Source organism: Streptomyces shenzhenensis (assembly GCF_021462265.1).
Taxonomy (GTDB): domain Bacteria; phylum Actinomycetota; class Actinomycetes; order Streptomycetales; family Streptomycetaceae; genus Streptomyces; species Streptomyces shenzhenensis.
In genome coordinates, this window is the sequence record NZ_JAJONF010000007.1 from 152,987 (window position 1) to 177,925 (window position 24,939).

The 24,939-nt window shown below is 71.4% G+C and carries 25 protein-coding genes; 23 read left to right on the forward strand and 2 right to left on the reverse strand.

Annotated elements, in window-relative coordinates:
* Positions 1-10 precede the first annotated feature (10 nt).
* Complete coding sequence (locus tag LQ326_RS12670; protein ID WP_234535781.1) at positions 11-967, reverse strand: ScbA/BarX family gamma-butyrolactone biosynthesis protein; 957 nt, start codon at positions 965-967, stop codon at positions 11-13.
* Between the two features lie 463 nt (positions 968-1,430).
* Here LQ326_RS12670 and LQ326_RS12675 point away from each other — a divergent pair, with 463 nt between their 5' ends.
* Both LQ326_RS12675 and LQ326_RS12680 read left to right on the forward strand, forming a co-directional pair.
* Positions 1,431-2,246, forward strand: a complete 816-nt coding sequence (locus tag LQ326_RS12675; RefSeq protein ID WP_234535783.1) for a response regulator transcription factor — start codon at positions 1,431-1,433, stop codon at positions 2,244-2,246.
* A 151-nt stretch (positions 2,247-2,397) separates the two neighbouring features.
* Positions 2,398-3,006, forward strand: coding sequence for a ScbR family autoregulator-binding transcription factor (locus tag LQ326_RS12680; RefSeq protein ID WP_234535785.1), 609 nt, complete (start codon positions 2,398-2,400; stop codon positions 3,004-3,006).
* Between the two features lie 11 nt (positions 3,007-3,017).
* Here the strand turns inward: LQ326_RS12680 and LQ326_RS12685 are convergent, their stop codons facing one another.
* Positions 3,018-3,599, reverse strand: coding sequence for a TetR/AcrR family transcriptional regulator (locus tag LQ326_RS12685; protein ID WP_234535788.1), 582 nt, complete (start codon positions 3,597-3,599; stop codon positions 3,018-3,020).
* Between the two features lie 399 nt (positions 3,600-3,998).
* Here LQ326_RS12685 and LQ326_RS12690 point away from each other — a divergent pair, with 399 nt between their 5' ends.
* The 21 genes from LQ326_RS12690 to LQ326_RS12790 all read left to right on the forward strand — a co-directional run bounded on the left by LQ326_RS12690 (position 3,999) and on the right by LQ326_RS12790 (position 24,936).
* The gene (locus LQ326_RS12690; RefSeq protein ID WP_234535790.1) at positions 3,999-4,628 is read left to right on the forward strand and encodes an OvmZ protein; all 630 of its coding nucleotides are present in this window, start codon (positions 3,999-4,001) and stop codon (positions 4,626-4,628) included.
* A complete protein-coding gene (locus LQ326_RS12695) occupies positions 4,625-4,864 on the forward strand; it encodes a MerR family transcriptional regulator (protein WP_234535792.1) in 240 nt (79 codons plus the stop codon). Before LQ326_RS12690 ends, LQ326_RS12695 begins: the two co-directional genes overlap by 4 nt.
* Before the next feature lie 392 nt (positions 4,865-5,256).
* Positions 5,257-5,628 (forward strand): dehydrogenase, encoded by a 372-nt coding sequence (locus tag LQ326_RS12700; protein WP_220214763.1) that lies wholly within the window; start codon positions 5,257-5,259, stop codon positions 5,626-5,628.
* The gene (locus LQ326_RS12705; protein WP_234535793.1) at positions 5,625-6,638 is read left to right on the forward strand and encodes an ester cyclase; all 1,014 of its coding nucleotides are present in this window, start codon (positions 5,625-5,627) and stop codon (positions 6,636-6,638) included. The genes LQ326_RS12700 and LQ326_RS12705 overlap by 4 nt, the downstream gene beginning before the upstream one ends.
* A gap of 114 nt (positions 6,639-6,752) precedes the next feature.
* Positions 6,753-7,157 carry a nitroreductase family deazaflavin-dependent oxidoreductase gene (locus LQ326_RS12710; protein ID WP_234535794.1) on the forward strand — a complete coding sequence of 135 codons (405 nt, stop codon included), beginning with the start codon at positions 6,753-6,755 and terminating at the stop codon, positions 7,155-7,157.
* On the forward strand, positions 7,154-7,744 hold the full coding sequence (locus tag LQ326_RS12715) for an NADPH-dependent FMN reductase (RefSeq protein WP_234535796.1): 591 nt from the start codon (positions 7,154-7,156) through the stop codon (positions 7,742-7,744). Before LQ326_RS12710 ends, LQ326_RS12715 begins: the two co-directional genes overlap by 4 nt.
* A gap of 258 nt (positions 7,745-8,002) precedes the next feature.
* A complete protein-coding gene (locus LQ326_RS12720) occupies positions 8,003-9,304 on the forward strand; it encodes a cation:proton antiporter (RefSeq protein WP_234535798.1) in 1,302 nt (433 codons plus the stop codon).
* Between the two features lie 151 nt (positions 9,305-9,455).
* Positions 9,456-10,115: a hemerythrin domain-containing protein gene (locus LQ326_RS12725; protein ID WP_234535800.1), complete on the forward strand. Its 660-nt coding sequence runs from the start codon at positions 9,456-9,458 to the stop codon at positions 10,113-10,115.
* Positions 10,116-10,223: 108 nt separating this feature from the next.
* Positions 10,224-11,693 (forward strand): MFS transporter, encoded by a 1,470-nt coding sequence (locus tag LQ326_RS12730; protein WP_234535802.1) that lies wholly within the window; start codon positions 10,224-10,226, stop codon positions 11,691-11,693.
* A gap of 135 nt (positions 11,694-11,828) precedes the next feature.
* Positions 11,829-12,749, forward strand: a complete 921-nt coding sequence (locus tag LQ326_RS12735) for a MarR family winged helix-turn-helix transcriptional regulator (protein ID WP_308401914.1) — start codon at positions 11,829-11,831, stop codon at positions 12,747-12,749.
* A gap of 160 nt (positions 12,750-12,909) precedes the next feature.
* Positions 12,910-14,625 (forward strand): NAD(P)/FAD-dependent oxidoreductase, encoded by a 1,716-nt coding sequence (locus LQ326_RS12740; RefSeq protein ID WP_234535806.1) that lies wholly within the window; start codon positions 12,910-12,912, stop codon positions 14,623-14,625.
* Positions 14,626-14,661: 36 nt separating this feature from the next.
* On the forward strand, positions 14,662-15,228 hold the full coding sequence (locus LQ326_RS12745; RefSeq protein WP_181806351.1) for a flavin reductase family protein: 567 nt from the start codon (positions 14,662-14,664) through the stop codon (positions 15,226-15,228).
* A 1-nt stretch (position 15,229) separates the two neighbouring features.
* Positions 15,230-16,993 (forward strand): acetyl/propionyl/methylcrotonyl-CoA carboxylase subunit alpha, encoded by a 1,764-nt coding sequence (locus LQ326_RS12750; RefSeq protein WP_234535808.1) that lies wholly within the window; start codon positions 15,230-15,232, stop codon positions 16,991-16,993.
* Positions 16,994-17,057: 64 nt separating this feature from the next.
* Entirely contained in the window at positions 17,058-17,993 is a 936-nt protein-coding gene (locus LQ326_RS12755; RefSeq protein WP_234535810.1) for a questin oxidase family protein, read from the forward strand.
* Positions 17,994-18,055: 62 nt separating this feature from the next.
* Entirely contained in the window at positions 18,056-19,522 is a 1,467-nt protein-coding gene (locus tag LQ326_RS12760) for an FAD-dependent monooxygenase (RefSeq protein ID WP_234535812.1), read from the forward strand.
* Positions 19,523-19,659: 137 nt separating this feature from the next.
* Positions 19,660-19,989: a TcmI family type II polyketide cyclase gene (locus tag LQ326_RS12765; protein ID WP_234535814.1), complete on the forward strand. Its 330-nt coding sequence runs from the start codon at positions 19,660-19,662 to the stop codon at positions 19,987-19,989.
* On the forward strand, positions 19,986-21,260 hold the full coding sequence (locus LQ326_RS12770; protein ID WP_234535815.1) for a beta-ketoacyl-[acyl-carrier-protein] synthase family protein: 1,275 nt from the start codon (positions 19,986-19,988) through the stop codon (positions 21,258-21,260). The genes LQ326_RS12765 and LQ326_RS12770 overlap by 4 nt, the downstream gene beginning before the upstream one ends.
* On the forward strand, positions 21,257-22,465 hold the full coding sequence (locus LQ326_RS12775) for a ketosynthase chain-length factor (protein ID WP_234535817.1): 1,209 nt from the start codon (positions 21,257-21,259) through the stop codon (positions 22,463-22,465). Before LQ326_RS12770 ends, LQ326_RS12775 begins: the two co-directional genes overlap by 4 nt.
* 359 nt (positions 22,466-22,824) lie before the next feature.
* Positions 22,825-23,097, forward strand: a complete 273-nt coding sequence (locus tag LQ326_RS12780) for an acyl carrier protein (RefSeq protein WP_234535818.1) — start codon at positions 22,825-22,827, stop codon at positions 23,095-23,097.
* A gap of 86 nt (positions 23,098-23,183) precedes the next feature.
* The gene (fabG, locus tag LQ326_RS12785; RefSeq protein WP_181808218.1) at positions 23,184-23,969 is read left to right on the forward strand and encodes a 3-oxoacyl-ACP reductase FabG; all 786 of its coding nucleotides are present in this window, start codon (positions 23,184-23,186) and stop codon (positions 23,967-23,969) included.
* Between the two features lie 28 nt (positions 23,970-23,997).
* Positions 23,998-24,936, forward strand: a complete 939-nt coding sequence (locus LQ326_RS12790) for an aromatase/cyclase (protein ID WP_234535820.1) — start codon at positions 23,998-24,000, stop codon at positions 24,934-24,936.
* Positions 24,937-24,939 lie beyond the last annotated feature (3 nt).

Sequence of the window (24,939 nt, forward strand, 5' to 3'; positions counted from 1 at the left end):
GCGGTCGGGGTCAGCGGACACGGGGCCGCAGGACCAGGTCGGCGGTGAAGACCGTCTCCTCACGCTGGCTGCCGCGCACCCGCACCAGCAGGTCGCCGCCGGTGCCGTACGGCTCGGGATCGGCGGTGATCCAGCAGGGCGCGTCCAGTTCGGCGTACCGCGTGAACTCGCTGCGCACGCCGAGCAGCAGGGCGCAGGGCACGCCGGTGCGGGCGTGCGCCGCCTGCCGGGCCGCCTCCAGCAGGAACATGCCGGGTATGTGGTCGACCGGGTGGTCGAAGTAGGTCGGGTGCGCGGTGTCGACCCGCAGCTCCCATCTGCCGTACGTACCGGGCGCCGGCTGGCCCAGAACGACGTGCCGGGAACTGGCGTGACCCACGGCGGCCGGGTCGAGGGCGGCCGGCTGGACACGGTCGGTGGTGGTGGGGCGCTCGCCGCGCATCCTCCGGTACACCTCGGGGCTCATGCAGCGGAAAGCGGCCGAGGCGGTGGCGCGGGCCCCGTTCTCGCGCACCACCGTGACGTCGTAGCGCATCTCCCGCAGCCGGCCGGCGCGGCGGACCACGTCCCGGCAGACCGTGTGCATCTCGACGTCGGTGGGGACCGGGTCCGCGATGAGCAGGCCGGGCTCGGCTGTCACGGACATGTCAGACATGAGGAACTGCTGGCCGAACGGCACGCCGAACTCGGCGTGCGCGAGCAGGGATCCGATCTGGCGGATGGACTCGATCAGCAGCATCGGGTCCTGGTAGCCGCCGTCGGGGGCGAACAGCGCGTGGCTGCGCGGCCATTGGGCCCGGACGACGAAGCCGTCGAAGCCGTCGCCGTGCGGGGACACGTCGCGCTCCCAGCCGGTGAGCAGGACCTCGGAGACGGCCGCGCGGTGGACGTACTCACGCGGCACAGTGGTGGTCAGTCCGGGAAGCAGGGGCTTCGGGGCGATGGCCCGTTCGGTGAGATGCGGCATGTGCAGCGCTCCTGTGTCGGTGTGACGGAGGGAGGGGGCAACAGACCGTACGTCGGCTGTCACCCCCCGTGGCCGACGTTCTGGGCAACAAGATACAGACAGGTCGGTCCGGTTCTGCAAGAGTCCAGGCAATTTCTTGTGCGAGTCGGGATGTTCGCGGGCTCGACCGTCAACGGCGGTTGGCCGTTATGTCGGAATTGCAAGCGTAAAACGTACAACCTTGTATGGTTGACCCTCATTCGGTGAGGCTTGGTTGATTCTTTTCCGGTGAGGGTTGAGTGGAGGATGGCCTCCCACTTGTCCGGTAATCCAACGAAATTGCAGGTCGCGATGGCAGTGTCGAAGGCCGGCCGGGGCGACACGCTCCTCGGGTTCGCCAGTTGACAATCAGACAAGTCTGTTTGGTACCGTCTGGGGTGAACCCGCAGTCCGAGATGACGTGGATGTGCCTCAGGGGGAGCAGATGAACCGCCAGTTCGCGGACCTCGTGACGCCGTCGCCGCGGCACCACCGCTCGCCCGGCACCGTCGTCCCGGCCGGGCACTCGGACCCGGCCGGGCACTCGGCCCGCCCGGTCCCCGTGTCCGGCGCGCCCCGGGCGGGAGCGCTGAGCGTCCTGGTCGTCGAGAGCGACCCGCGGGCCGCCGAAACGCTCAGGCAGGGGCTGGTCCGGCACGGCTACGCCACCCACGGCGCCACCACCGGCGCCCAGGCGCTGCGCGGCCACCGCGAGGCCGACCTGGTGCTGCTCGGCCTCGACCTGCCCGACCTCGACGGCCTTGAGGTGTGCCGGGGCATCCGCGCGGTCAGCGACCTGCCCATCATCGCCGTCACCGCGCGCGGCTCGGAACTCGACTGCGTGCTCTGCCTGCAGGCGGGCTCGGACGACTACCTCGTCAAGCCGTACGGATTCCGGGAGTTAGTGGCCCGGATGGAGGCGGTGCTGCGCCGGGTGCGGGTGCAGCCGGCGGACCAGCCGGCCGTCGGCCGGGCCGTCACCCACGGGCCGCTGCGCATCGACCCGGGCGCCCGCACGGCCACCCTCGACGGACGGCCGCTCGACCTGACGCGCAAGGAGTTCGACCTCCTCCACCTGCTGGCCTCGCAGCCCACCACGGTGATCCCGCGCCGTCAGATCATGGCCCAGGTGTGGGAGGACGCGTGGTCGCCGCGCGGCCGCACCGTCGACACCCACGTGGGCACCCTGCGCGGCAAACTGGGCTCCAGTTCCTGGATCGTCACCGTCCGGGGGGTCGGTTTCCGGATCGGCGGTCCCTAGCCCCCTTCTCCCAGGTCATGCCGGATGCCGGCACCCGGCCCCGGGAACCGTTTTCTGACAACTCCCGCCGCGGTACTGAACGCAGGCTGTCCTTGCGGCTTACGATACAGACCAGTCTGTTGAATTCAGTGGGAGAGCGTAGGAATCTGGCATGGCTCAGCAGGAACGTGGCAAGCGATCACGGCGGTCGATCCTGGAGGCGGCGGCCCAGGTCTTCGACGAGCGCGGCTACGACGCCGCCAGCACCAACGAGATCCTGGCCCGCACCGGACTCACCCGGGGGTCCCTCTACCATCACTTCCCCTCCAAGGAAGCCATCGCGCTGGCCCTGGTGCAGGCCCACGCCGAGGCCCTGGAGGTGCCCGAACGGCCCATCAGGCTGCAGTCGGTGATCGACCTGACCCTGGAGTTCGCCCGGCGCCTCCAGCACGACGCGGTGCTGCGCGCGAGCGTACGGCTGGCGACAGAGCAGACGTCGTTCGACTGCCCGCCGCAGACCACCTACGAACAGTCCATGGACACCATCCTGGCGCTGCTCCAGGAGGCCGAGAAGCGGGACGAGATCCTGCCGGGGGTGGACGTGTGCGAGGTCGCCTCGCTCATCGTCGGCTCCTTCACCGGCCTGCAGATCATGTCCCAGGCCTACACCGGCCGCGCCGACCTTCCCCAACGCACCAGCGTCTTCTGGAGGTTCCTGCTGCCCGGCCTCGCCACGCCGGGCCTGATCGGGCGGCTGCGCACCACGCCGCCCGCGGAGTGACCGGCCCACTCTCAGATCCTGCGCTCGCCGCCCCGGTTCGGCCGGTCCCGGTCGAACAGCGGGCGCAGCAGCCGCCACAGGCGCTGGGTGATCTCGCCGTCCCACCAGCTGGGGTCGGTGTGTCCCAGGGTCTCGATGCCCGCGGCCATCACCACGGCCAGGTCCGCGAGGTCCTCGGACGGCTCCGCGGACTCCTTCTGCGCCTCCGTGACCCGCTCGTGGACCGAGGCCAGCAGGTCGTCACGGAGCCGGGGCGGCCCGGCCGAACCGTCCGCGGCCAGCTGCATGCCCGCGCGGACGACCTTCTCGGTGCGCATGGCCTCGCCGAGCGCGAACAGAAAGCGTTTGGGCGCGTCCGCCACCGGGCCCGCGAAGGCCTCGTCGGTCAGCGCCTCCACCCGCGCTCTCGCCTCCTCGTACACGGCGGCGGTCAGCGCGGTGGTGGAGGAGAAGTGATGGTAGAGCGCCCCCCGGCTCACCCCGGCCCGGCGGCAGATGTTGACCAGACCCGCGTCGGACAGCCGGCCGTCGGCGATGAGCTCGGCGGTGGCATGGACGAGAGCCTGCCGCGTTTGCTCGGATCGCGCCTGCATCAGGTCGCACCCGCCTTCCCCTGCCAACAGTGTGTCCGGTACATGCATCACCTGCGGGCACCGGTGCCAATGGTGGTGAGAATCATACAACCATGCCTGTTTCCTGGGAGGAACCCGGCGGGAGTCCGCCTCCTCATGATCTCCACAGGATCCCAACGTCCCTGGCGGCAGCGATACTTGTCTGGAAACATGTGCGACGAGCGGTGATCCAAGGTGGTCGACAATCAGACAGGTCTGTTTGTAATAATGATCAAATCGGGTCACTTGACACGGGTTTGACACTCCGCTGACAGAGCTGCGGAGGTTTGTGGGAACCCTGAACCGCCGTCCGTTGAAGCGCCCGCCGGGCCCCGTGAGACTGGTGGCAGTTCCACACGGACCGAGGATTCGGGGGATGGAATGCGAGAGCCGGAGCGACTCACGGACGGCCACGCCAGCCGCGACTGCCACAGGCGCTGCGGCCGGATCTGTGTCCGCTGCCTGGACCGGATCGACGGCCAACTGCGCACCCTGCTCGACCTGTACCGGGAGAGCGACCAGGCGCTGGTGCCCGGGGCGCCGGTGCTGCGCGAGCGGGTGAGCGGCAGTCGCGCCACGGTCGGCATCGTGCTCGACGAGCGGGTGCTGGCCCTGCGGGCCCGGACGGGGGAGGTCATGGCGTCGTGGGCGCGGCTCGTCGTGGACGAGCGCACCGGCGCCCGGCCCGCCGGCCGCGGGGTGCCCGCGCTGGTCGGGTTCCTGCGCGGGCAGCTGCCCTGGTTCGCCGGGCACCCGGCGGGCGTGGACCTCGACGAGGAACTCGCCGAACTCCGCACCGACTTCCGCCATCTGCTCGGCCCCGGCCCGGTACGCCGGTTCGCCCTCGGCCCGTGCACCCGGCCCGGCTGCGCGGGGACGCTCCACGGCATCCTGCCGGCGGACGGCGGCGACCGGGTGCCGGACCAGGTCACCTGCGACACCGGCCACGCACTGCCGCCACGGCAGTGGCTGCTGGTCGCGGGCCGGATCCGGGAGGTGGCGACGACATGACGGAGCCGGACGTGCCGGCCGGGCCGGCCACCGGTACCGCGAGCGGGACGGAAGGCGGGGCCGCGAAGCCGCGCACGGTCCCCACGGAACTGGCGGCCCTCGCGATGGGCGTCACCCAGGCGACCATCCGTAAATGGGCCAGCCGCGGCAAACTCACCCGGTACGGCGGCCCCCGGCGGGCCGAATACGACCTCGGCGAACTCTTCGCGCTGGCCCGCGCCAACGAGACCGAATAACCGGGCGCGAAGTGCGGCCGCATTACCGGAGCGAATTCGAGTAACCGTCCGCCGTACTCTCCGCCGTCGCCCCGTTCTCTCGACCACCCCCAGGAAACCGGACCCGTGCGGGGGTCCGGTGCGAAGCAGCCCCCGCGGCCGTCCCCCCTGCCGCGGGGGCTTCTTCGGTTTACCCGTCCAACTGTCAACTCGCTTTATTTAAAGGGGCGTTGACGCATCCGAACAGAGGTGTCACACTCTTTCCGGCGCCCCCATGTCCTGATGGCGGTGGCGCTTCTCGCGGGCTGTGGCTTTCGCGCCCGTGGCATCCTTCTCGAAATCCGAATCCGTGTCCCCGCCGGGGGCGCGGATTTCTTGTTTTCTCTCCGCCCCGACTTGAGGAAGTGTGGTCGATGCCTGTTTCCACCTGGACACCCGTCGGTCAATGGACGGGTACGGTCACGCACGACGGCGAGGTGGACGAGTACACCGTCGCCTTCGCCCCGGACGGCTCGCTCTCGGTCACCACGCGCAAGAGCTCCGGCACCGGCGCCTGGACCGTCACCGGTGACGACTCGCTGGAGTTCTCCCTGCGCGAGGACTTCAACCTCGACGTCACCCAGATCAGCCCCAACGGCCACCGGGCCGCGTACATACAGATCGACATCACCGCGCGGCACGACGGCGACGCGCTCACCGGCGAGGGCAAGGCCGTCGTGCACGGCCCCGACGACGTCGTGATCTACGCGACGGACGCCCGGACCGAAGCGCGCCGGGTGTCATGACGGCCGAGGTCGCCCGGCTCACCGACGTGCTGAGCCTGCGGGACCTGGCCGGGCGCTATCTGGCCGGCCTCGACGAGGGCGGCTTCGACGAGACCTGGGCGAGGTCCCTGTTCACCGAGGACATCGAGATGACGTTCCCGGTCGGCAGCCACCAGGGCCTCGCCGGGGTGGCCGGCTTCACCACCGAGATCATGGCGCGCTGGGGCCGCACCCACCACCACGGCTCGGAGACCCGGGCCGACGTCGACGGCGACCGGGCCGAGCTGAGCTGGAGCCTGATCGCCTCCCACGTGCACCACGGCTCGCCGCTGCCGCCGGATCCCACCCAGTACTTCCAGCTCGGCGGCCGGTTCACCGGCACGGCCCGGCGCACTCCCGACGGCTGGCGCTTCGACCGGCTGCGGCTGCGGATCGTGTGGACCACCGGCGCCGTGCCCAGGGGAGTGACCCAGGTCGACCGACAGACCCTCGACACCCGAGGAAACACGCCCACTTCAGCCAAGGAGAACCCACCCATGCCGACCACGCTCACCGCGGACCAGCAGAAGGAACTGATCGAGAAGGTCTTCCACGAGGGCCTGGACCTCGGCGACCTGTCGGCCGCCGACCGCTACCTCACCGCCGACTTCCGCAACCACGGCAGCCACGACGACTCCATGCGCGGCCCGGAGGCGTTCAAGCACACCATCAGGATCCAGCAGTCCGCGTTCAGCGACATCAAGTACGAGATCCTCGACTTCATCTCGATGGGCGACAAGGCCGCCATCCGCTGGGTCATGCACGGCCGGCACACCGGCCCGTTCATCGGCATCCAGCCGACCGGGCTGCAGGTGCAGCACCAGGCGATCATCTGGTTCCGCTTCGAGGGCGACCGGATCGCCGAGCGCTGGGGCATCGTCGACAACTTCGCCCTGGAGCGTTTCCTCAAGTCCGGCGGCCGGCCGGCCGGTCCGCTGACCCCGGCCGGTGGTCCGGCCGGCGGCCCGGGTGCGGGCAAGCCCGCGGCCTGATCCGCCCGTCCGGCCGGCGCCCGGCCCCCGCTGACGGCGGCGGGGGCCGGGCGCCGTACCCCGGCCCTATCCCCAACGGAACCGAAGGACTCGACCGAGCAAGGGACTTGAGACATGCCGATCGACAGGAAAGTCGCCCGCTTCAACCGGCGGTTCGCCAACCATCTCGTCGGGCCGCTGTTCAGCCGGCTGCCCGGTTTCGGGAAGGTCCACCACCGCGGCCGCAAGTCGGGGCGCGAGTTCACCACCCCCGTCAAGCTGTTCCGGCGCGGCGCGGACATCGTCATCACACTGCCGTACGGGCCCGGCTCCGACTGGGTCAAGAACGTGCTGGCGGCGGGCGGCTGCGAGATCACCACGCGCGGCCGCCGGATCCAGGTCACCGGCCCGGTGGTCTTCACCGACGACGGTACGACGAAGATGCCCGCCCTGACCCGGCGGATCCTCTCCCGGGTCGAGGCCACCGAGTTCCTCGCGCTGACGCCGGTCCGGACGTCCGCGCCGGCGGCCCGGCGGTGACCGCCGCCGGCCTGGTCACCCGGCCCCTGCGGGTGACGCTGCTGGTCGGCTCCGCCCGGGACGGGCGGCTCGCCCCGGACGTCGCCGGCTGGTTCGCGCGGGTGGCCGCCCGCCGTGACGACCTGGTCCTGGACGTCGTCGACGTCGCCGAGCACCCGCTCCCGGCGAGCCTCGACGCGGCCGACCCGCGGGCGGCGGCGCTCCGGCCCCGGCTGGGCGGAGCGGAGGCGTACGTGGTCGTCGTACCGGAGTACAACCGCAGCGTGCCGGGCCCGCTGAAGACCCTCATCGACAGCTTCCAGACCGAGTGGGAGGCCAAGCCGGTCGGCTTCGTCGGCTACGGCCTCGGCATGGCGGGCGGGACGCGGGCGATCGAGCACCTGCGGCAGATCTTCGCCGAGTTCCACTGCGTGGGGATGAAGGACGTCGTGACGTTCCCGCGGGTGCTGGAGCACTACGCCGCCGACGGCACGTTTCCGGCGGAGCCGGAAGGGGCCGAGACCGCGGCCAAGCTGATGCTCGACCAGCTCACCTGGTGGGCGACCGCGCTGCGCGAGGCCAAGGCTGCCCGTCCTTACGGCGCTTGAAAGCGGCGTCCAGAACAACGCGATCAGCCGCATCGGGCCTGTGGACGGTCCGCCACGGATCGCGGCACTTCCTGCGCATCGCGGTGCCCCGCGTGGTTGTCGGGCGGCCGCGGCGCCGACGTGGCTTGTCGCGCAGTTCCCTGCGCCCTTTACGGGGCGCGTCAGTCGGGCGGCCGTGGCGCCGTCGTGGCTTGTCGCGCAGTTCCCCGCGCCCCTTACGGGGCACGTCACCTGACCCCCCTTTCACAGGAGAACGTGATGGCCGCCGCCCCCGATCCCCTTACCCCTCTGCTCGTCGCGGTGCCCGTGGTGATCCTTGCCTGCAGGGCCGGTGCCCAGTTGCTCAAGCGGCTCGGGCAACCCCCTGTCGTCGGCGAGATACTCGTCGGCATCCTGTTCGGCCCCTCCCTGCTGGGCTGGCTCTGGCCCGGCGCCCAGGCGTGGCTGTTCCCGCAGTCGGCGTTGCCGTACCTCGGCGTGCTCGGGAACCTCGGCCTGCTCGTGTTCATGTTCCTGGTCGGACTCGAACTCGACCTCAAGTCCCTGCGCGGGAACAGCAGAACGGCCGTCGCCGTCTCCCAGGCCGGCATCGCGCTGCCGCTGGCGCTGGGCGCGCTGCTGGCCCTCGGCATGTACGGCGACCTCGCGCCGCCCGGCACCGGGAGGCTGCCGTTCGTGCTGTTCATCGCGGTGTCGATGAGCATCACCGCGTTCCCGGTGCTGGCCCGCATCCTGACCGACCGGGGCCTGTACCGGACCCGGATCGGCGCGCTCGCCATGGCCAGCGCGGCCGTGGACGACGTCAGCGCCTGGTGTCTGCTGGCGGCCGTGGTGGCGGTGACCAAGAGCAACTCGCCCATGGAGGCCCTGACCACCGCCGGGTACGCGCTCGTCTTCACCGCCGTGATGTTCCTCGTCGTACGGCCGCTGCTGGCCAGATGGGCCGCCCGGGCGGAAGGCCGGTACGCCGACGGTGTGGTGCTGGTCGTGCTGTTCAGCGGGCTGAGCCTGGCCGCGTACGCCACGGACCGGATCGGGGTGCACGCGCTGTTCGGCGCGTTCCTGTTCGGCGTGGTCACCCCGCGCGGCAGCAGGCCGACCGAGGCCACCGCGGCCCGGATGCGGGCCTTCGTGGTGCCGGTGCTGCTGCCGCTGTTCTTCGTCGGCACCGGGCTGAAGACCGATGTGGGGCTGCTGGGCGGCAGCGGCACGCAGTGGCTGTGGGCGGGGGCCGTGCTCGTGGTCGCCGTGACCGGCAAGTGGGGCGGCGGCACGCTCGCGGCCCGGCTCTCCGGCCGGGACTGGCGGGACTCCATGTCACTGGGCGCGCTGATGAACTGCCGGGGCCTGACCGAGCTGATCGTGCTCAACATCGGGCTCGGGCTGGGTGTCATCGGGCCCGAGCTGTTCACCGTCCTCGTGCTGATGGCACTGCTCACCACGGCCATGACCACCCCCGCGCTGACCCGGATCCGCAAGGGGATCGACGAGGACCTCGGACGGGAACCGGCCGGAATCGGCCAGGAAGAACCCGCCCTGGAGATAGCAAGAACCCGCTGACCTGCGCCTTCGGGTGCGGCAGCGGCGTCAGCCGCCGACCGGCGAATAGTTCCGGCCCTGATGGTTGGATTATTGCTAGTTGGAAGCTTGATAGATAAGCAGGTTGACGATAGTCTCGCGGTACGACGACGGAGCAGTGAGGGAGAGACCGATGAGCCAGGACTTCAAGAACCTCGACATGACGATGATGTTCGCGATCCACGACGCGCTCCGCCGCGAGCTGGAGCGCATCGCCCGGATCACCGCGCGGGTCGACGAGGACCCCCGGCACGTACTGAGCACCGCGGTCGGCTGGGAGCTGTTCAAGAAGTTCCTGACCATCCACCACGTCTCCGAGGACGTGAAGATATGGCCCGTGATGGAGGCGGCCCTGGCCGGCCAGAACTCCGAACTGGCCCTGCTCGCCGACATGGAGGCCGAGCACGGCGTCATCGACCCGCTGCTCGCCGCCATCGACGCCGCCCTCGCCGACCGCGACGGGGGCCTGGAGCGCCTCACCGGTCTGACCGACACCCTCTACACCCAGCTCAGCGCCCACCTCGACCACGAGGAGCGGGACGCCCTGCGGCTGATGGACAGCACCCTCTCCCAGGAGCAGTGGGCGGCCTTCGCCGCCGAACAGCGCACCCGGGTCGGCGACGACTCCGTCCGCTACCTGCCCTGGCTGCTCGACGACGTGGACGCCGCGAAGGCCGCCAAGCTCCTCGGCAACATGCCCGAACCGCTGCGCAACGCCTACGAGAACGACTGGCGCAAGGCCTACGAGGGCCTCGCCATCTGGACTCCCGAGACCGCCACCACCAGCCGCTGACCGGATCCCGAGGGCTCCGCTCGACGCCCTCTCCCTGAGAGATCCGCAGACATCCGCAGACATCAGCCGACATACGCAGACAGACACAGACAGACACGGAGACCCCCCATGTCGCTGCACGACCGCACTCAGGCCGTCCCCGAGGCCGCGGCCCCGCCGCAGCAGGACGGCAGACTCGGACTCGCGTTACTCGTGATCGCCGCGGCCCAGCTCATGCTCGTCCTCGACAACACGATCGTCGCCGTCGCCCTGCCGAGCATGCAGAGCGCCCTCGGGCTCAGCGAGTCCGGCCTCGGCTGGATCGTCACCGCCTACGCCCTGGCCTTCGGCGGGCTGCTGCTGGCCGGCGGCCGCGCCGGTGACCTCTTCGGCCGCCGCCGGGTCTTCCGTACCGGACTGATCCTGTTCACCGCGGCCTCGCTGCTCGGCGGCCTCGCCCAGAGCGGCGAACTGCTCATCGCCGCCCGGGTGATCCAGGGCGCGGGCGCCGCCATCGCCGCCCCCACCGCCCTGTCCCTGCTGGCCACCACCTTCCCGGCGGGCCCCGCCCGCAACAAGGCGCTCGGCGTCTACGGCGCGATGGGCGGCCTCGGCTCGGTCGTCGGCCTGCTGCTCGGCGGCGCGCTCACCGAGTACCTGAGCTGGCGCTGGGTGATGTTCATCAACATCCCGATCGCCCTGGCCGTCCTGTTCGGCACCGGCGTCCTCACCGAGGGCGAGCGCGAACGCGGCAAGGTCGACGTGCCCGGCGCGCTCACGGCCACCCTGGGCTTCGGCTCGTTCGTCTACGCCATCAACCGCGCGGGCGACAAGGGCTTCGGTGACGGTGTCACCCTGATCGGCCTGGGTGTCGCCCTCGTCCTGATCCTCGCCTTCGTCCTCATCCAGCGCGCCGCCGCGGCGCCGATGATCCCGCGCGGGGTGCTCGCCGACCGGAGCCGGGTCGGCGCCAACCTGATCATGTTCCTGGTCGGCGCGGGCATGCTCGCCACCTTCTACTTCCTGACCCTCTACATGCAGGTCGTCAAGGGCTACGCCCCGATGGTCACCGGCGTCGCCTACCTGCCCTTCGCCCTCGGCATGGGCATCGCGGCCGGCGGTGTCGGGCCGCAACTGCTCGCCAAGCTGCCCGAGCGCAACGTGATCGCCCTCGGTCTGCTGATCGGCACCGCCGGCATGGTCTGGTTCAGCTTCATCGAGCCCGGCCAGACCCCGTGGGCCGCGCTGCTGCCGGCCCAGCTGGTCGCCGGTCTCGGCCTCGGCATGGTCTTCGTGGCCGTCACCATCGTCAGCGTCCGCGGGGTCGCCCCGCAGGCCACCGGCGCGGCCTCCGGCCTGGTCAACACCGCCCAGCAGATCGGCGGCGCCATCGGCCTCGCCGGCCTCGCCGCGGCCGCCACCGCCATCACCGACCACGAGCTGCCGGGCAGCGTCCCGCACGCCCTCACCACCGGCTACTCGTACGGGTTCCTGCTCGGCGGCGGCCTCTACCTGCTGGCCCTGATCGTGGCCCTGGCCACCCTCCCGGGCACCCGCCCCCAGCAGCAGGACGCCGAGCACCCGCCCGTCGCCCTGTGACCAGCCCCGGCGGCCCCGCCCTGACGACTCGGGCGGGGCCGCCGGTTTCCGGTGCCGGACCGGCCGGGAGACCGTCGATATACTCGGGCAGGAGGTGCTGTCTTGCGGTACGAGAGCGATGAGGAGCGCGGCCCGGTGACCGGGACCGAGCAGACCGCGGAAGTGCCCGGAGTCCTCCCGGACTCGCTCACGGGCTTCATCGGCTACCTCCTGCGCCGCGTCTACGCCCAGTTCTCCGCCACCGACGACGGCGACGGCGGCGACTCCCGCGACTTCCTGGTCCTCGACGCCCTCACCGGCCGCGACTGGGAGTCCCAGCTCGACCTCGCCGAGCGGCTCGGCATCAACCGCACCATCATGGTCGGCGTCATCGACCGCCTGGAGGCCCGCGGCGAGGTCCGGCGCACCCGCAACCCCGACAACCGGCGCCAGTACGTGCTCTCCCTGACCGATGTGGGGCGCGAGGCCGTCGAGGCCAGCCGGCGGGCGGTCGCCGAGCGGGACGCCCGGCTCACCGCCGTACTCACCGACGAGGAGACCGCCCGGCTCGACGAGCTGCTGGCCCGGCTGCTGCCCGAGTCGGCGCAGCCCCTCGTGCAGGGCACCGAGTACCTGGTCGCGCAGGCCCACCACCGGCTGCGCAGACACGGCGACGACAAACTGGCCGGCACCGGACTCAGGGTGCGGCACTACGGCCCGCTGTACGCCCTCGACGTCCTCGGTCCCATCGCCCAGCAGCGGCTCGCCGAACTGCTCGCCATCACCGGGCCCGCCGCCTCCCAACTCGTCGACGAACTGGTCAAGCTGGGACTGGTCCGGCGTGGGCGGGATCCGCACGACCGGCGCCGGTACGCCCTCGAGGTGACCGACCTCGGCCGTGAGCAGCTGGGTGTCGTGGCCGGCGCCGTCGCGGGGCTCGCCGCGGACGTCTCCGCGATGCTCGGCCCCGGCGGCGACGACGAACTGCGCGGACTCCTGCTGAAACTCCTGGCCCCGACGCATTCCGGACCGGCATTCGCCGAGAACGCCAAGTCATCGGTTCCCGCCAGGGGTTGACCTGTCGGCCAAAGAATGTCACGCTTAATTCGGCGGATTAACCACGCCCTTTTTCAGGCTCTTCGCACTGTTCTTCCGAATTCCTTTCGGAAGAACCGCGAGGGGCCTTTTTTCATGCTGATTTCCCGTTGCGCACCGCCCCTCGACGAAGGAGACAGTCATGGTCGCCAAGAAGACCGACGGCGCGCCGGAACCGGCGCGCACACCCGAGGACATGACCTTCGACGTCATCATCCTCGGCTCGGGCCTCGCCGGCTCCGTCACCGGTGCCATCCTGGCCAAGCACGGCGCCAAGGTGCTGCTGGTCGACGCGGCCGCGCACCCGCGTTTCGCCATCGGCGAGTCCATGACCCCGCAGCTCGTGGAATGGATCCACATCCTCTCCGAACGCCATGACATTCCCGAGCTGAAAAGCCTGGCGAGCGTCGAGGCCTCGACCCGCGACATCGGCCCGACCTTCGGTACGAAGGCGCACTTCGGTTTCCTGAAGCACGAGGTCGGAAAGGAGCCCGACCCGCGCGAGGCCACCCAGCTCGCCCTGCCGAAGATATTCCACCAGAACAGCCACATGTTCCGGCAGGACAGCGACTCCTTCATGTTCCACGTGGCCATCAGGTACGGCTGCACCCCGCGGCAGAACTGGCGCGCGAACGAGGTCGAGTTCGACGACGACGGTGTGACCGTCCTCGGCCGCAGCGCCGCCCCCGGCGCCGAGCCCGAGCTGTACCGGGCGAAGTACCTGGTGGACGCCTCCGGCTTCCGCTCCCCCCTCGCCGACAAGTTCGACCTGCGCGACAAGCCCACCGCCCGCTTCAAGCACCACTCCCGCTCGATGTTCACGCACTACGTCGGCATCAAGCGGTTCGACGACGTCAGCGGCCACCCGCAGGAGCTGCGCCCGCCGGCCGACTGGCACACCGGCACCATGCACCACCTCATCGAGCGCGGCTGGTTCTGGATCATCCCCTTCGACAACCACCCCAAGTCCCGCAACCCGCTGTGCAGCGTCGGGCTGACGATGGACGAGCGCACGTACCCGAAGCCCAAGGACCTCACCCCGGAACAGGAGTTCCAGTCATTCCTCGACAAGTACCCGGCGGTGAAGCGGCAGTTCGACGGCGCCACCCGGGTCCGTGAGTGGATCTCCACCGACCGGCTGCAGTACTCCTCCAAGCAGACCGTCGGCGACCGCTGGTGCCTGATGTCGCACGCGGCCGGCTTCCTCGACCCGCTGTTCTCCCGCGGCCTGTCCAACACCCTGGAGGTCGTCGACGCGCTCACCGCCCGGCTGGTCCCCGCCCTCAAGGACGGCGACTTCTCCGCCGAGCGCTTCGCGTACGTCGAGCGCGTCGAGCAGGGTCTGCTCCAGTACAACGACGACCTGGTCAACAGCTCCTTCATCGCGTTCTCCCACTTCCGGCTCTGGAACGCGGTCTTCCGGGTCTGGGGCTCCTTCATCACCCCCGGCACCATGCGGCTGACCCGGGCCCGCCTCAAGCACTTCAAGGACCACGACGTCCGCCACTTCGAAGAGCTGGAGAAGGTGCCGTACCCGGGCCTGTGGTGGCCGCAGAGCGACTCCTTCAAGCGGATCCTGGAGACCACCGCGGAGACCTGCGAGAAGTACGAGGCCGGCGCGCTCACCGGTGACGAGGCCGCCGACATCGTCTTCGGACTGCTCAAGGAGTCCCCGGTCGTCAACCCCGTCTTCGGCTGGAAGGACGAGGAGCGGCGGTTCATCTACCCCAACACGCTGACCATGGCCCGCTTCCTGTACTGGGCCTCCGTCGAGGCGCCCGCCGAGATGAACAGCGTCGGCCGGGAGTTCCTGCTCGGCATCGTCAAGGCCGGCGCGAAGGTCCGCAAGCTCCTCTGACCCTCCCGGAAGGGCTCCTCCCAGAAAGGGATGCGCATGTCCGCAGCAGCGCGGTCGCTGACCCGCGCCGAAGAAGAGACCCGGATCGTCGAACCGCTGGACCTGCGCCGCGTGTGCGGCCTGTTCACGACCGGCGTCACGGTCATCACCACCGGCCCCGACGGCGACGCGGACGGCACCACCGTCAACTCGTTCACCTCGGTCTCGCTGGAACCCCCGCTGGTGCTGTTCTGCCTGCACCAGCAGTCCCGGCTGCACACGCTCCTGGAGCGGAGCGGCGGGTTCACCGTGAACTTCCTGTCCGGCCGCCAGCAGCCGCTGGCCCGGCACTTCGCCGGGCGCCGGGCCACCGCCGACGCCTTCGAGGGCGTACCGCACCACTTCACCGCGGACGGGCTGCCCGTGCTCAGCGAGGCCCTCGCCCACCTGACCTGTACCACGGTCGACGTGCACACCGCCGGCGACCACGACATCGTCATCGGCGAGGTGGTGGAGCTGGGCGTCCCCGAGCACGGCCTGGAACCGCTGATCTTCTTCGACGGCTCCCTGGGCCCGCTGGAGACCGGCGCGGACCGCTTCCAGCACACCCGGCAGGCGTCCTGACATGCGCAGAGTGCTCATCGCCAACCGTGGCGAGATAGCCGTACGCGTGGCCAGAGCCTGCCGGGACGCCGGGATCGCGAGCGTCGCCGTCTACGCGGACCCGGACCGCGACGCCCTGCACGTCCGGGTCGCCGACGCGGCCTTCGCCCTGGGCGGTGACACCCCGGCCACCAGCTACCTGGACATCGAGAAGGTGCTGCGGGCCGCCCGGGAGACCGGCGCGGACGCCGTCCACCCCGGCTACGGGTTCCTCTCCGAGAACGCCGAGTTCGCGCAGGCGGTCCTGGACGCGGGCCTCACCTGGATCGGGCCGCCGCCGTCCGCCATCCGCGACCTCGGCGACAAGGTGGCGGCCCGGCACATCGCCCAGCGGGCCGGCGCGCCCCTGGTGCCCGGCACCCCGGACCCGGTGAACGGCGCGGAGGAGGTGGTGGCCTTCGCCGCAAAGCACGGCCTGCCGATCGCCATCAAGGCGGCGTTCGGCGGCGGCGGACGCGGGCTGAAGGTCGCCCGGACCCTGGAGGAGGTGCCGGAGCTCTATGAGTCGGCGGTGCGGGAGGCGGTGGCCGCCTTCGGACGCGGCGAGTGCTTCGTGGAGCGCTACCTGGACCGGCCGCGGCACGTCGAGACGCAGTGCCTCGCGGACCGGTACGGCAACGTGGTGGTCGTATCGACCCGCGACTGCTCGCTGCAGCGCCGCCACCAGAAGCTGGTGGAGGAGGCTCCGGCACCGTTCCTGACCCCGGAGCAGACCGCCGAGCTGTACCGGGCGTCCAAGGCCATCCTGCGGGAGGCCGGCTATGTCGGCGCGGGGACCTGCGAGTTCCTCGTCGGGCAGGACGGCACGATCTCCTTCCTGGAGGTCAACACCCGCCTTCAGGTGGAGCATCCGGTGACCGAGGAGGTCGCCGGCATCGACCTGGTCCGGGAGATGTTCCGGATCGCCGACGGCGCCGAACTCGGTTACGCGGACCCCGAGGTGCGGGGCCATTCGTTCGAGTTCCGGATCAACGGCGAGGATCCGGGGCGGGGGTTCCTGCCCGCGCCGGGCACGGTGACGGTCTTCGAGCCGCCGTCGGGGCCGGGGGTACGGCTGGACGCCGGCGTGGAGTCGGGCAGTGTCATCGGCCCCGCCTGGGACTCGCTGCTCGCCAAGCTGATCGTCACCGGCCGCACCCGCGCGGAGGCGCTGGAGCGGGCCGCGCGGGCGCTCGACGAGTTCCGCGTGGCGGGGATGGCCACGGCGCTCCCGTTCCACCGGGCGGTCGTCCGGGACCCGGCCTTCACCGGTGAACCCTTCCGGATCCACACCCGCTGGATCGAGACCGAGTTCGTCAACGACATCGAGGCCTTCGCGGCGGACCCGGCCGCCGGATCCGAACCGGAGGAGTCCGGCCGCGAGACGGTGGTGGTCGAGGTCGGCGGACACCGGCTGGAGGTCTCGCTGCCGGCGGTCCTGGGAAGAGTCCCGGACCGGACGCTCGTGGGGGCGGCCGCCGCGCCCCGCGCCCGCCGCCGGGGCGCCGCAGGTTCCGCGCCCGCGGCCTCCGGGGACACGCTCACCTCTCCCATGCAGGGCACCGTCGTCAAGGTGGCCGTGACCGAGGGGCAGCGGGTCGAGAAGGGCGACCTGGTCGTCGTACTCGAAGCCATGAAGATGGAGCAGCCGCTCACCGCGCACCGGTCCGGCACCGTCACCGGGATCGCCGCCGAGGCCGGGCAGGCCCTCGCCGCGGGCGCCGCGATCTGCGGCATCACGGACTGATCCAGAACTGATCAAGACCGATCGAGGACTGATCGCTTTGGCAGCACTCACCTATACCGACGCCATGAACGGAGCGCTGGAGCGGCTGCGTTCCGTGGGGTACGAGCACGGGCGCGGCTTCGTCAACCACGCCCCGATGGCCGCCGAGGCCCTCGCCCACATGGGATACGCCGACGAGGTGCCCGGCTGGGTGGAGGGACACCTGCGCGGCCACACCTTCCACGACGTCCCCGAGCGGCGGTTCACCCTCGACCCGGCCGACGAGGCCGACTGGCGGCAGGCGCTCGGCGAGTTCGGCCGGGTCGCCGACTGGACCACCCTGTTCGAGCGCGAGCTCGCCGGGGGCGAGTGGACCGACGTCCTGGCCCGCTGGTGGCCCCGGCTGCTGCCCGGCATGTCCGGGGTGCTCACGCACGGGGTGATCCGCACCGCGCACGCGGTCCGTGCGGTGGTGACCGCCGGCCCCGACAACGGGCCGCAACTCGCCGAACTGGCACAGGGCCTGGGGTACTGGGCGGCCCGGTACTCCGAGGGCGGGGTCGTGGTCGAGGAGAGCGGTGAGGGGGACGGTGACAGGGGCGGCGACGGCGGCGGCGACGTCGTACGGGCGCTGGACGACCTCGTCGCCGAGTTCTCCGGGATCTACGCCACCCTCTCGCTCCCGCATCCGATCCCGCTGATCCACTCGGTCACCGGGCCCGCCGCCGTACGCCTGGTGGTGGAGCACCTGCCGGCGGACCAGCGGTGGCCGTCGTACCGGGTCGCGCGGGCCGTCAGCCGCACCATGCTCGACTGGTTCCACGCCGTGCCCCGGCCCGCGGTCCCGCTGCCGGACGCCCCCGATCCGGCGGCCCTGTTCGCCGAGGCGGTCCAGATCGGCGACGAGCACGCCATCAAGCTCGCCGAAGTGGCCGTACGGCACGAGGCGCTGGCGCCCGACCCGCGGCACGCAGCGGCCGCGCGCGTGGCCAACCGGGCGATCGGGCGCCTGTACCGCTGACAGTTCGTCTTCGCCGACGGTCTCCCCGACGGGACCGTACGGAACCGTTCCCGAGGAGTGTCATGGACGCACAAGTCATCGTCGTGGGCGCCGGGCCGGCCGGCATGATGCTCGCGGGCGAGCTACGGCTCGCGGGCGCCGACGTCATCGTGCTGGAGAAGCTGCCCGCGCGCACCGGAGAATCGCGCGGCCTCGGCTTCACCGCCCGCACCATGGAGGTCTTCGACCAGCGCGGACTGCTGCCCCGCTTCGGGGACATCGAGGTCAGCAACGTGGGCCACTTCGGTGGCCTGCCGGTCGACTTCGGTGTCCTCGACGGCGCCCACCAGGCTGCCAAAACGATCCCGCAGTCGGTCACCGAGACCGTCCTGGAGGAGTGGGCCGGCCGGCTCGGCGCGGACATCCGGCGCCGGCACGAGGTGCTGTCCGTCAAGGAGAAGGAGGACAGCGTCGAGGTCGAGGTGCGCGGACCCGAGGGGGTGCACCAGCTGCGCGCCGAATACCTCGTGGGGTGCGACGGCGGCCGCTCGACCATCCGCAGGGCCGCCGGGTTCGACTTCCCGGGGACGCCGTCGACGCTGGAGATGTACCTCGCCGACGTGCGGGGCATCGAGCTGGAGCCCCGGATGATCGGGGAGACCCTGCCCGGCGGGATGGTGATGGTCGGGCCGCTGCCCGGCGGCATCACCCGGCTGATCATCTGCGAGCGCGGCACCCCGCCGCAGCGCCGCGAGAAGCCGCCGACCTGGGAGGAGGCCGCGGCGGCCTGGCAGCGGCTGACCGGCGACGACATCTCGCACGCCGAGGCGGTGTGGGTGTCCTCCTTCGGCGACGGCACCCGCCTCGTCACCGAGTACCGGCGCGGCCGGATCCTCCTCGCCGGCGACTCCGCGCACATCCATCTGCCGGCCGGCGGCCAGGGCATGAACACCAGCATCCAGGACGCCGTGAACCTCGGCTGGAAGCTGGGCGCGGTGGTACGGGGGCGGGCACCGGAGACGCTGCTCGACACGTACCACGACGAACGGCACCCGGTCGGGCAGCGGCTGATGATGAACACCCGGGCGCAGGGGCTGCTGTTCCTGTCGGGGCCCGAGGTGCAGCCGCTGCGCGACGTGCTGACCGAGCTGATCCGGTATCCGGAGGTCAGCAGGCATCTGGCGGCGATGGTGTCCGGGCTGGAGATCCGCTACGACGTCGACGGGGGCGCGGGCGCGCTGCTCGGCCGACGGCTGCCCAACGTGCCGCTTGCCGGTCACCGGAGGGTGGCCTCCAGCACCGAGGCGCTGCGTGCCGGGCGGGGTGTACTGCTCGACCTGGCCGACAACGAGAGGTTGCGGGAGCGGGCCTGGGCCTGGCGGGACCGGGTGGATGTGGTGACGGCGGTCGCGGAGGTGGCGGCCGGCAGCCCGCTGGCCGGTACCACGGCCGTGCTGGTGCGGCCCGACGGGTATGTGGCCTGGACGGCGCCGGGCAGTCACGCGGATCTGCCGATGGCCCTTGAGCGGTGGTTCGGGCCTGCGCGGTGAGTGCGCCGCCGGGAGTGCCGGGTTGTGTCGTCGTGCGGCTGCCCCGCCGTCGTGGCTGGTCGCGCCCACGCGGCGGCAGCCGCAAATTCAGCACGGCCTCGCGCCCCTGAAGGGGCGCTTTTCCTTGAGGAGATTTCATGCACAGCACCCTGATCGTCGCCCGTATGGAACCGGGCAGCAGCCAGGAGGTCGCCCGGCTCTTCGGGGAGTTCGACCGGACCGAGATGCCGCACCTCATGGGCACCCGGCGCCGTGAGCTCTTCGCCTACCGCGGGCTGTACTTCCACCTCCAGCACTTCGACACCGACAACGGCGGTGAGCTGATCGAGGAGGCCAAGACCGACCCGCGGTTCGTGCGGATCAGCGCGGACCTGAAGCCGTTCATCCAGGCGTACGACCCCGCCACCTGGCGGTCCCCCGCCGACGCGGTCGCCACGCGCTTCTACGACTGGGAGGGCCGGGCGTGAACGCCAGGCGAGTGGTCATCACCGGGGTCGGTGTCATCGCCCCCGGCGGTGTCGGCACCAAGAACTTCTGGAACCTGCTCAGCGAGGGCCGCACCGCGACCCGTGGCATCACCTTCTTCGACCCGTCCTCCTTCCGGTCCCGGGTCGCCGCCGAGGTCGACTTCGACCCGGAGGAGCACGGGCTGAGCCCGCAGGAGATACGGCGGATGGACCGGGCGGCGCAGCTGGCCGTCGTCAGCGCCCGCGAGGCCCTCGCCGACAGCGGGCTCGACCTGTCCGGCGCCGACCCCTACCGGGTCGGGGTCAGCATCGGCAGCGCGGTCGGCGCGACCATGGGCCTCGACCAGGAGTACCGGGTGGTCAGCGACGGCGGCCGGCTCGACCTCGTCGATCACACCTACGCCGTCCCGCACCTCTACAACTACCTGGTGCCCAGCTCGTTCGCGGCGGAGGTGGCCTGGGCGGTGGGCGCGGAGGGCGCGGCCACCGTCGTGTCCACCGGGTGCACGTCCGGGCTGGACTCCGTGGGCCACGCCGTCGAGCTGATCCGTGAGGGCTCGGCCTGCGCGATGATCGCCGGCGCCACCGACGCCCCGATCTCCCCGATCACCCTGGCCTGCTTCGACGCCATCAAGGCCACCACCCCGCGCAACGACGACCCCGAGCACGCCTCACGACCCTTCGACGGCACCCGCAACGGGTTCGTGCTGGGGGAGGGGTCGGCCGTCTTCGTCCTGGAGGAGCTGGAGGGGGCGCGGGCACGCGGGGCGCACATCTACGCCGAGATCGCCGGGTACGCCTCCCGCTGCAACGCCTTCCACATGACCGGACTGCGGCCCGACGGCGCGGAGATGGCCGAGGCCATCACGGTCGCCCTCGGCGAGGCGCGCCTCAACCCGGAGGCCGTCGACTACATCAACGCGCACGGCTCCGGCACCAAGCAGAACGACCGGCACGAGACCGCCGCGTTCAAGAAGAGCCTCGGCGACCACGCCTACCGGACGCCGGTCTCCTCGATCAAGTCGATGGTCGGGCACTCGCTCGGCGCGATCGGCTCCATCGAGATCGCCGCGTCCGTCCTCGCCATGGAGCACCACGTCGTGCCCCCGACGGCCAACCTGCACACCCCCGACCCCGAGTGCGACCTGGACTACGTGCCGCTCACCGCCCGTGAGCACCGCACCGACGCGGTGCTCACCGTGGGCAGCGGGTTCGGCGGCTTCCAGAGCGCGATGGTGCTCGCCCGACCGGAGAGGAGCGCGGCCGCATGACTACGCGGACCGTGGTGACCGGGCTCGGCGTCGCCGCGCCCAACGGCCTTGGCACGACCGACTACTGGGCCGCCGCCCGAGCCGGGAAGAGCGGGATCGGCCGCATCACGCGGTTCGACCCGTCCGGGTATCCGGCGAAGCTGGCCGGTGAGGTGCCCGGCTTCAGTGCCGGGGAACACCTGCCGAGCCGGCTGCTCGCGCAGACCGACCACATGACCCGGCTGGCGCTCGTCGCGACGGACTGGGCGCTGGCCGACGCGGACGTCAGCCCGGCCGACCTGCCCGCCTACGACATGGGTGTCGTCACCGCCAGCTCCTCCGGCGGCTTCGAGTTCGGGCAGGGGGAGCTGCAGAAGCTGTGGAGCCAGGGCAGTCAGTTCGTCTCGGCATACCAGTCGTTCGCCTGGTTCTATGCCGTCAACAGCGGCCAGATCTCCATCCGCAACGGGATGAAGGGCCCGAGCGGGGTGGTCGTGTCCGACCAGGCCGGCGGGCTTGAGGCGCTCGCGCACGCACGCCGGCAGATCCGGAAGGGGACGCGGCTCATCGTCTCCGGGGCGATCGACGCGTCCATCTGCCCGTGGGGGTGGGTGGCGCAGCTCGCCAGCGACCGGCTGTCCACGTCGGAGGAGCCGGACCGGTCCTACCTGCCGTTCGACGCCGCCGCGGCCGGGCATGTGGCCGGCGAGGGCGGGGCCATCCTGATCCTGGAGGCCGAGGAGACGGCCGTACGGCGCGGCGCCCGGGTGTACGGGGAGATCGCGGGGTACGGCGCGACGTTCGATCCGGCGCCGGGGACCGGGCGGCCGCCGGGGCTGCGCAAGGCGATCGAGCTGGCGCTCGCGGACGCGGGCGCCGACGCGGCCGACGTGGACGTCGTGTTCGCCGACGCGGCGGCCGTGCCGGAGCTGGACCGGGTGGAGGCCGACGCGCTCAGTGACGTGTTCGGGCCGCACGGGGTGCCGGTGACCGCGCCGAAGACGATGACGGGGCGGCTGTACTCGGGTGCGGCGCCGCTGGACGTGGCGACGGCGCTGCTGGCCGTCCGGGACGGGGTGGTGCCGGCGACGGTGAACGTCTCGCCGGAGGCGAGCTACGACCTCGACCTGGTGGTGGGCGAGCCGCGGCTGACCGAGGTGCGGACGGCGTTGGTGCTGGCGAGGGGGTACGCCGGGTTCAACTCCGCGATGGTCGTGCGGGCGTAGGCCGCCGACGTGGGGTTCGCGTCGTGGTGCGGCCGCGGGCCGGCGGGGGCTGATCGCGCCCACGCGGCGGAGCCGCACATCCGACTCAGCCCCGCGCCCCTTACGGGGCGCTGCAGTCGCGTCGGCTTCCCAGCTGCGGGCAGTCGTGCCGCAGGGCGGCACGGGTGGGCGCTGGGGGTCCCCCCGGCCGAAGGCTGGGGGAGGCACCCTGCCGGCGCCGGTGAGCGTCCCCACCCCCCAGCCCCCGCTGACCTCAGCCCCTCCAAAGACCCGCCCGTCCTCCCGGCCCCGCCGTCTCTCCCACATCCGGGGCCGGCAGGGCGGGCGTTCCCATTCGTAGTCGTGAAAGGAAGAACACCGTGGCAACTCAGTCCTTCACCCTGGACGACCTCAAGCGGATCCTGCTGGAGGCCGCCGGTGCCGACGAGAGCGTCGATCTCGACGGGGACATCCTCGACACCGACTTCGAGGAGCTCAGCTACGAGTCCCTCGCCATCCTGGAGACCTGCGGGCGCATCGAGCGGGAGTACGACATCACGCTGGACGACACCGTGGTGACCGAGGCCAGGACGCCCCGCGAGCTGCTGGCGCTCGTCAACGCGCAGCTCGGTGACGTCGCCGCCGCGGCCTGACCTCTCTCCCCTCCCCTCCGGCCGCCGGCGCCCGCCCTGACCGGGCGCCGGCGGCCTTCCCATACCCCTGAAAGGGAGCTGCAGACATGTCCGAACAGCAGCAGAGGGTCGCCCTGGTCTCCGGGGCCACCAGCGGAATCGGTCTCGCCACGGCGCGGCTGCTGGCCCAGCAGGGCCACCGCGTGTTCATCGGCTCCCGCGACGCCGGGAACGTCGAGCGGACCGTGAAGGAACTGCGCGAGGACGGGCTGGACGTCGACGGCACGACCCTCGACGTGCGGTCCCCGCTGTCCATCGAGAACTTCGTGCGGGCCGCCGTGGAGCGGTACGGCACCGTCGACGTGCTCGTCAACAACGCCGGCCGGTCCGGCGGCGGGGTGACCGCCGACATCGACGACGAGCTCTGGTACGACGTCGTGGAGACCAACCTCAACAGCGTCTTCCGCCTCACCCGTGCCGTCCTCACCACCGGCGGCATGCGGGACAAGAGCCGGGGACGGATCATCAACATCGCGTCCACGGCCGGGAAGCAGGGCGTCGTGCTCGGGGCGCCGTACTCCGCCTCCAAGCACGGGGTCGTCGGGTTCACGAAGGCCCTCGGCAACGAGCTGGCCCCCACCGGCATCACCGTCAACGCCGTCTGCCCGGGGTACGTGGAGACGCCCATGGCACAGCGGGTGCGCGCCGGTTACGCGGCCGCCTACGACACCAGCGAGGACGCCATCCTCGACAAGTTCACGGCGAAGATCCCCCTCGGCCGCTACTCGACCCCGGAGGAGGTCGCCGGTCTGGTCGGCTACCTCGCCTCCGACACCGCCGCCTCCATCACCGCGCAGGCCCTCAACGTCTGCGGCGGCCTCGGCAACTTCTGAAAACCCCGGCACCCTCAAGGAGTCACCCATGTCCGAGCCGAAGGAAGTCGAGCACGAGATCACGATCTCGGCGCCGGCCGCCGAGGTCTACCGGCTGATCGCCGACGTGGCCAACTGGCCGCGGATCTTCCCGCCGACCATCTACGTCGACCACCTGGAGCGCTCCGGGAACGAGGAGCTGATCGGCATCTGGGCCACCGCGGGCGGCCAGGCCAAGAACTGGACCTCGCGCCGCGTGCTGGACCCCGAGGGCCTGCGGATCACCTTCCGCCAGACCGTCTCCGCCCCGCCCGTCGCGAGCATGGGCGGCACCTGGATCATCGAGCCGCTCGACGAGGCGACCTCGCGGGTGCGGCTGCTGCACGACTACACCGCCGTCGACGACGACCCGGCGGGGCTGGCCTGGATCGACGAGGCCGTCGACCGCAACTCCCGCTCCGAGCTGGCCGCGTTGCGGACGAACGTCGAACTCGCCACCGCCTCTGATGAGTTGACGTTCTCCTTCGAGGACACCGTCCAGGTCGACGGTGCCGCCAAGGACCTCTACGACTTCGTCAACGAGGCCGACCGCTGGTCCGAGCGGCTGCCGCACGTGGCGACCGTCCGGCTCACCGAGGACACCCCGGGCCTGCAGACCCTGGAGATGGACACCCGCGCCAAGGACGGCTCCACGCACACCACCAAGTCGTACCGGGTCTGCCTGGACGGCCGGAAGATCGCCTACAAGCAGACCACCCTGCCGGCCCTGATGAACCTGCACACCGGCTACTGGACCTTCCGCGAGACCGACGAGGGCACCTTCGCCTCCTCGCAGCACACCGTCGTGCTGCGCCCCGAGAACATCGCGAAGATCCTCGGCCCGCAGGCGGGAGTCGCCGAGGCCCGGGAGTACGTGCGGGGCGCGCTCAGCACCAACAGCCGCGCCACCCTGAACCACGCCAAGGCGTACGCCGAGGCGAGGCGCTGACCC

Coding starts and splice junctions, on each gene's coding strand:
- LQ326_RS12670 (WP_234535781.1), bottom strand. CDS start 967: ATGCCGCATCTCACCGAACGGGCCATCGCCCCGAAGCCCCTGCTTCCC.
- LQ326_RS12675 (WP_234535783.1), top strand. CDS start 1,431: ATGAACCGCCAGTTCGCGGACCTCGTGACGCCGTCGCCGCGGCACCAC.
- LQ326_RS12680 (WP_234535785.1), top strand. CDS start 2,398: ATGGCTCAGCAGGAACGTGGCAAGCGATCACGGCGGTCGATCCTGGAG.
- LQ326_RS12685 (WP_234535788.1), bottom strand. CDS start 3,599: ATGCAGGCGCGATCCGAGCAAACGCGGCAGGCTCTCGTCCATGCCACC.
- LQ326_RS12690 (WP_234535790.1), top strand. CDS start 3,999: ATGCGAGAGCCGGAGCGACTCACGGACGGCCACGCCAGCCGCGACTGC.
- LQ326_RS12695 (WP_234535792.1), top strand. CDS start 4,625: ATGACGGAGCCGGACGTGCCGGCCGGGCCGGCCACCGGTACCGCGAGC.
- LQ326_RS12700 (WP_220214763.1), top strand. CDS start 5,257: ATGCCTGTTTCCACCTGGACACCCGTCGGTCAATGGACGGGTACGGTC.
- LQ326_RS12705 (WP_234535793.1), top strand. CDS start 5,625: ATGACGGCCGAGGTCGCCCGGCTCACCGACGTGCTGAGCCTGCGGGAC.
- LQ326_RS12710 (WP_234535794.1), top strand. CDS start 6,753: ATGCCGATCGACAGGAAAGTCGCCCGCTTCAACCGGCGGTTCGCCAAC.
- LQ326_RS12720 (WP_234535798.1), top strand. CDS start 8,003: ATGGCCGCCGCCCCCGATCCCCTTACCCCTCTGCTCGTCGCGGTGCCC.
- LQ326_RS12725 (WP_234535800.1), top strand. CDS start 9,456: ATGAGCCAGGACTTCAAGAACCTCGACATGACGATGATGTTCGCGATC.
- LQ326_RS12730 (WP_234535802.1), top strand. CDS start 10,224: ATGTCGCTGCACGACCGCACTCAGGCCGTCCCCGAGGCCGCGGCCCCG.
- LQ326_RS12740 (WP_234535806.1), top strand. CDS start 12,910: ATGGTCGCCAAGAAGACCGACGGCGCGCCGGAACCGGCGCGCACACCC.
- LQ326_RS12745 (WP_181806351.1), top strand. CDS start 14,662: ATGTCCGCAGCAGCGCGGTCGCTGACCCGCGCCGAAGAAGAGACCCGG.
- LQ326_RS12750 (WP_234535808.1), top strand. CDS start 15,230: ATGCGCAGAGTGCTCATCGCCAACCGTGGCGAGATAGCCGTACGCGTG.
- LQ326_RS12755 (WP_234535810.1), top strand. CDS start 17,058: ATGAACGGAGCGCTGGAGCGGCTGCGTTCCGTGGGGTACGAGCACGGG.
- LQ326_RS12760 (WP_234535812.1), top strand. CDS start 18,056: ATGGACGCACAAGTCATCGTCGTGGGCGCCGGGCCGGCCGGCATGATG.
- LQ326_RS12765 (WP_234535814.1), top strand. CDS start 19,660: ATGCACAGCACCCTGATCGTCGCCCGTATGGAACCGGGCAGCAGCCAG.
- LQ326_RS12775 (WP_234535817.1), top strand. CDS start 21,257: ATGACTACGCGGACCGTGGTGACCGGGCTCGGCGTCGCCGCGCCCAAC.
- fabG (WP_181808218.1), top strand. CDS start 23,184: ATGTCCGAACAGCAGCAGAGGGTCGCCCTGGTCTCCGGGGCCACCAGC.
- LQ326_RS12790 (WP_234535820.1), top strand. CDS start 23,998: ATGTCCGAGCCGAAGGAAGTCGAGCACGAGATCACGATCTCGGCGCCG.